This is a genomic window from Microbacterium sp. K35, from assembly GCF_004794375.1.
Taxonomy (GTDB): Bacteria; Actinomycetota; Actinomycetes; order Actinomycetales; family Microbacteriaceae; genus Microbacterium; species Microbacterium sufflavum.
The window spans coordinates 1-4,997 of record NZ_SSDM01000313.1; the positions used below are offsets into that span (position 1 = coordinate 1).

General features: G+C 72.3%; 7 protein-coding genes. 3 read left to right on the forward strand and 4 right to left on the reverse strand.

Annotated features, from left to right (window positions below):
* Positions 1-273: copper homeostasis protein CutC (locus tag DW299_RS12430; RefSeq protein ID WP_275090591.1), on the reverse strand; the 273-nt coding region annotated here is incomplete at its 3' end.
* Positions 274-344: 71 nt separating this feature from the next.
* Between DW299_RS12430 and DW299_RS12435 the strand changes: the two genes are divergently transcribed.
* The 3 genes from DW299_RS12435 to DW299_RS12445 are packed head-to-tail and all read left to right on the forward strand — an operon-like array spanning position 345 to position 2,464.
* Positions 345-785, forward strand: coding sequence for a MarR family winged helix-turn-helix transcriptional regulator (locus tag DW299_RS12435; RefSeq protein WP_136034152.1), 441 nt, complete (start codon positions 345-347; stop codon positions 783-785).
* A 5-nt stretch (positions 786-790) separates the two neighbouring features.
* Entirely contained in the window at positions 791-2,125 is a 1,335-nt protein-coding gene (locus DW299_RS12440; protein ID WP_136036775.1) for an MFS transporter, read from the forward strand.
* 60 nt (positions 2,126-2,185) lie between these two features.
* Entirely contained in the window at positions 2,186-2,464 is a 279-nt protein-coding gene (locus DW299_RS12445; protein WP_136034150.1) for a hypothetical protein, read from the forward strand.
* 81 nt (positions 2,465-2,545) lie between these two features.
* On the opposite strand, the gene rocD is transcribed toward DW299_RS12445, so the two are convergent.
* The 3 genes from rocD to DW299_RS12460 all read right to left on the reverse strand — a co-directional run.
* A complete protein-coding gene (gene rocD, locus DW299_RS12450) occupies positions 2,546-3,769 on the reverse strand; it encodes an ornithine--oxo-acid transaminase (protein ID WP_240744654.1) in 1,224 nt (407 codons plus the stop codon).
* Positions 3,766-4,644 (reverse strand): dimethylargininase, encoded by an 879-nt coding sequence (gene ddaH, locus DW299_RS12455; protein ID WP_136034148.1) that lies wholly within the window; start codon positions 4,642-4,644, stop codon positions 3,766-3,768. Before ddaH ends, rocD begins: the two co-directional genes overlap by 4 nt.
* Before the next feature lie 166 nt (positions 4,645-4,810).
* On the reverse strand, positions 4,811-4,997 hold a 187-nt coding region (locus DW299_RS12460), incomplete at its 5' end, for a zinc-binding dehydrogenase (protein ID WP_168443136.1).

A 4,997-nucleotide genomic window follows, 5' to 3' on the forward strand; every position in this document is an offset into this window, starting at 1 on the left:
CCCCGCGGCGATCGCGTGGCGCACGTCGCGCTCGGCGACCGCGAGCTCGTCGGCGTCGTAGTGGAAGTCGCCGGCGCGCGGACGGATCAGCACGTGCACCTCGGGGCCGTCGGCGGCGGCGGCGAGCGCTAGCTCCACGGTCCCGGGCGAGGGGGTGAGGCCGCCGAGCGCGAGGGCCGTGGCGAGCTCGACACGGGCGGCGCCGATCTCTGCGGCGATGCGCACTCCGGCGGGGTCCTGGACGGCGAGTTCGAGAGCGAGGGTACGGGTCACCCGTCCATTCTGCCGGGTGGATCCGCGACGGCCCGCCCACGACGCCCGAATATTAGATAGACTAACTAAGTATGTCTGCGCCCGATGATCTCCTCGCCCTCACCGCCACAGACCTGCGCCTGGCCACGTTCCGGCTCGCCCGCCGCCTCCGCTGCGCCCGCGCCGCCGACACCATGAGCGACACCCAGCTCGCCGTGCTCGCCGATCTGCGCATGAACGGCCGCCGCACGATCTCCACCCTCGCCGAGCGCGAGCGCGTGACCGCCCCCTCCATGACCAGCATCGTCAACGGGCTCGAGGAGCAGGGCTACGTCGCCCGCACGCCCGACGAGGACGACCGCCGTCGCGTCCAGGTCGACATCACGCCCGCCGGCGCCGAGATCGTGGTCGAGACCATCCGCCGCCGCGACGAGCTGCTGGCCGACATGCTCCGCGAGGTCGACTACACCGAGGCCGAGCTCGCGATCCTGCGCGATGCGAGCGCCCTGATGCGGAGGGTGGTCGAACGATGAGCGCCATGTTCCGCTCGTTCGCGAACATCAACTACCGCATCTGGTTCGCGGGCGCCCTGGTCTCCAACGTCGGCGGCTGGATGCAGGCCACCGCGCAGGACTGGGTCGTGCTGACCGAGCTCACCGACAACGACGCGACCGCGATGGGCATCACGATGGCCCTCCAGTTCGGGCCGCCCCTCGTGCTCGTGAGCCTCACCGGCTGGGTGGCCGACCGCTTCGACCGCCGCCGCATCCTGCTCGCCACGCAGGGCTCGCTGCTCGCGCTCGCGATCGCCGTCGGCTCGCTGCTGCTGGCCGGCGTCATGACACTGCCGATGATGTTCGCCTTCGCGCTCGGCTTCGGCATCGTCAACGCGTTCGACGCCCCGGCCCGCCAGGCCTTCGTGTCCGACATGGTCTCCGCCGCCGACACCTCGAACGCGGTCGCCCTCAACTCCGCCTCGTTCAACCTCGCCCGCATGGTGGGCCCGGCCGTGGGCGGCCTCCTCATCGTCGCGATCGGCTCCGGGTGGGTGTTCATCGCCAACGCCGCCACCTTCCTCGCGATGATCCTGGCCCTGCTGCTGATGCGCGCGAACCTGCTCGCCCCGCGGCCCAAGCACCGCAACCGGGGCGGGCTGGCCGAGGGCTTCCGCTACGTGTGGGCGCGCAGCGACCTCAAGGTCGTGTTCGTGACGGTGTTCCTGATCGGCGCGTTCGGCATGAACTTCCCGATCTTCGCCTCCACCATGGCCCTCGAGTTCGGTGCGGGAGCCGACGGCTACGGGGTGCTCAGCTCGGTGCTCGCGATCGGCTCGCTGATCGGCGCGCTGCTCGCCGCCCGCCGCGACACCGCCCGCGTGCGGGTCGTGATCCTCGCCGCGGGCGGGTTCGGCATCGCCGCGTTCGTGTCGGCCGCCATGCCGAGCTACCTCGCCTACGCCGTGACCCTCACCTTCACGGGCTTCATGATCGTGACGCTGCTGACCACGGCGAACGGGTACGTGCAGATCACGACCGACCCGGCGCTGCGCGGACGCGTGCTGGCGCTGTACATGGCCGTGATCATGGGCTCGACCCCGGTCGGCGCGCCGATCGCCGGGTGGGTCGCCGACACGTTCGGCCCCCGCGCCGCGATCATGCTGGGCGGCACGGCGGGCTTCGTCGCGTGCACCATCGGCGTGCTGTGGGTGCTCACCTCCGGGCGCCTGCACCGGCACGAGACCAGCCGCTTCCTGCTCACCCTCGACGAGACGCGGCCGCTGCGGGTCGTGCAGCCCGTCGAACCGGTCGACTTCACCGAGAAGGCGACCGTGACCACGCCGATCCGCACGGTGCGCCGCGACGACGGCGAGTGACGACCGCGGCGTTTTGTCAACGCCCTCCGTGTCACCCGCCCCACGCCGTACGGTCGGGCCATGGACGACAACATGAGCACCCCCCACCCCCAGGACCCGGCCGAGGGCGCGCCCGACGTCGACGTGCCCCAGGAGGACGGCCAGGGCGACGGCACCGGCGGCGCGATCCAGGGCGACAGCTCCCGCGGCGAGTCGACCGGCGGCGCGATCCAGGGCAGCTCCGGCCCCGGTCACGCCCCGCTCGGCGGCTCGGAGAACACGGAGGACGGCCTCGACGCGGACAACCCCGCCGAGGAGGACACCCTGAAGACGCTCGACCCGGACAACCCGCCGGCCTGAGCGCTCCCGCACACGGAACCGCGGACGGGACGACCGGAGACCGGTGCCCGCCCGCGGATCCTTCGCGTGCGTGTGAGGGGCTCAGCCCGCCAGCACGAGCTTGAGCTGCTCGACCGCCCAGTCGAGCTCGGTCGCGCGGATCACGAGCGGCGGGGCGATGCGGATGGTCTGGCCGTGCGTGTCCTTCACGAGCACGCCCCGCTCGGACAGCTTCTCCGCGACCGCCCGGCCCGTCCCGATCGCCGGGTCGATGTCGACGCCGGCCCACAGCCCCGCGATGCGCACCGCAGTCACGCCGTGGCCGATGAGCGGCTGCAGCGCGGCCTCCAGGTGCGCACCCAGAGCCCGTGCGCGCTCCTGGAACTCGCCCGTCTGCATCATCTCCACCACGCGCAGCCCGACCGCCGCCGCGAGCGGGTTGCCGCCGAACGTCGATCCGTGCTCGCCCGGGCGGATCACGCCCAGCACGTCGCGGTCGCCCACCACGGCCGACACCGGGAGGATGCCGCCGCCGAGCGCCTTGCCGAGCAGGTACAGGTCGGGCACGACGCCCTCGCGGTCGCACGCGAACGTCTCGCCCACGCGGCCCAGTCCCGCCTGGATCTCGTCGGCGATGAACAGCACGTTCTTCGCGTCGCAGATCTCGCGGATGCGGCGCAGGTAGCCCTCCGGCGGGATCACGACCCCGGCCTCGCCCTGGATCGGCTCGACCAGCACGGCCGCGGTGTTCTCCGTGATCGCGGCCTCGATGGCGTCGGCGTCGGCGAACGGCACCCGGTCGAAGCCCGGCGTGTAGGGGCCGAAGTCGTCGTGCGCGGTCTCGTCGTCGCTGAAGCTCACGATGGTGGTCGTGCGCCCGTGGAAGTTGCCGTTGGCCACCACGATGCGCGCCTCGCCCTCGGGGATGCCCTTCACGCGGTAGCCCCAGGCGCGGGCGACCTTGATGCCGGTCTCCACGGCCTCGGCGCCGGTGTTCATCGGGAGCACGAGCTCCTTGCCGCACAGCTCGGCGAGCGCCGCGGCGAAGGGCTCGAGCGTGTCGCTCTGGAACGCCCGGCTCACCAGGGTCACGCGGCCGAGCTGCTCCGTGAGGGCGGCGACCAGCGCGGGGTGGCGGTGACCGAAGTTCACGGCCGAGTAGGCGGCGAGCAGGTCGAGGTAGCGCTTGCCCTCCACGTCGGTGACCCACGCGCCCTCGCCCCGCGCGATCATGACCGGCAGCGGGTGGTAGTTGTGCGCGACGTGCGGCTCCGCGTGCGCCGTGGCCTCAGCGGCCGCCGCGGTCACCGGCTCGACCGCGGTCACTTCGCACCGCGCAGTTCGAGCGTGCAGCACTTGATGCCGCCACCGCCGAGCAGCAGCTCGGACAGGTCGACCGTGATCGGGTTGTAGCCGCGCTCGCGCAGCTGCTGCTCGAAGCCCTTCGCGCGCGGCGAGATGATCACGTTGTAGCCGTCGCTGGACGAGTTGAGGCCGAACACCGCGCCGTCCTCGTCGGACACCAGGATCGCGTCCGGGAAGCGCCGCTCGAGCTCGGCCCGGCTGGCGTCGTCGAAGGCACCGGGCAGGTAGGCGATGTTGGCGCGCTCCGGGCCGCCGTTCTCCACGCCCTGCACCGGGTCGAGCACCGCGATGGCGGTGTCGAGGTGGTAGAAGCGCGGGTCGACGAGGTTGAGCGACACGACCTCGCGGCCGAACACCTCACCCACCTCGCGGTGGCTGTCGCCCGTGGAGCGGAAACCGGTGCCGGCGAGGATCACGTCACCCACCAGCAGGAAGTCGCCCTCACCCTCGTTGACCTCTTCGGGCAGCACCGTGTCGTAGCCGTTGGCGCGGAACCAGTCGGCGAACGCCGGGGCCTCGCCCTGACGCTCGACGAAGCGGAACTCGGGCACGTACGCGCGGCCGTCGATCAGGAAGCCGCCGTTGGCCGTGTAGACCATGTCGGGGTATCCGGCGAGCGGCTCGATCAGCTCGACCTCGTGGCCCAGCTCGACGTACAGGTCGTACAGCTTCTGCCACTGCTCGACCGCACGGGCCGTGTCGGTCGGCTTGGCCGGCTCCATCCACGGGTTGATCGAGTAGTTCACCGTGAAGTGCTCTGGACGGCACATCAGGTAGTGGCGGCGGTGCGCGGTGCGCGCAGGGGCGGTGGTGACGGCGGTCTCCGGCGTCGACATGGATGCTCCTCGTGTGAACGGGCGCGGCGGACGCTGTCCAGGGGCCCGGCGGTCCTTCGACCCGTCGCTCGCGCGGGAGCGGGTGCGGGGAAGATGCGACTCGGGCACGCCGGTGACCATTGTGCCACCCGCGCCTGACCGCCCGCCAGATCCCGCGCCGCCGCGCTCAGGTGCCGCGCACGACCAGCTTTCCGACCACGTGCCCCTCCTGCAGCCGGGCGAGCGCGGCCCCGGCCCCGGCGAAGTCGTAGGTCTCGGCGATCACCGGCACGAGGCTGCCATCCGCCACGAGCTCGAGCAGCCGGGCGAGCACCTCGGGCCGGGGCGTCGCCGCGAGCGGGCGGATGCGCCGG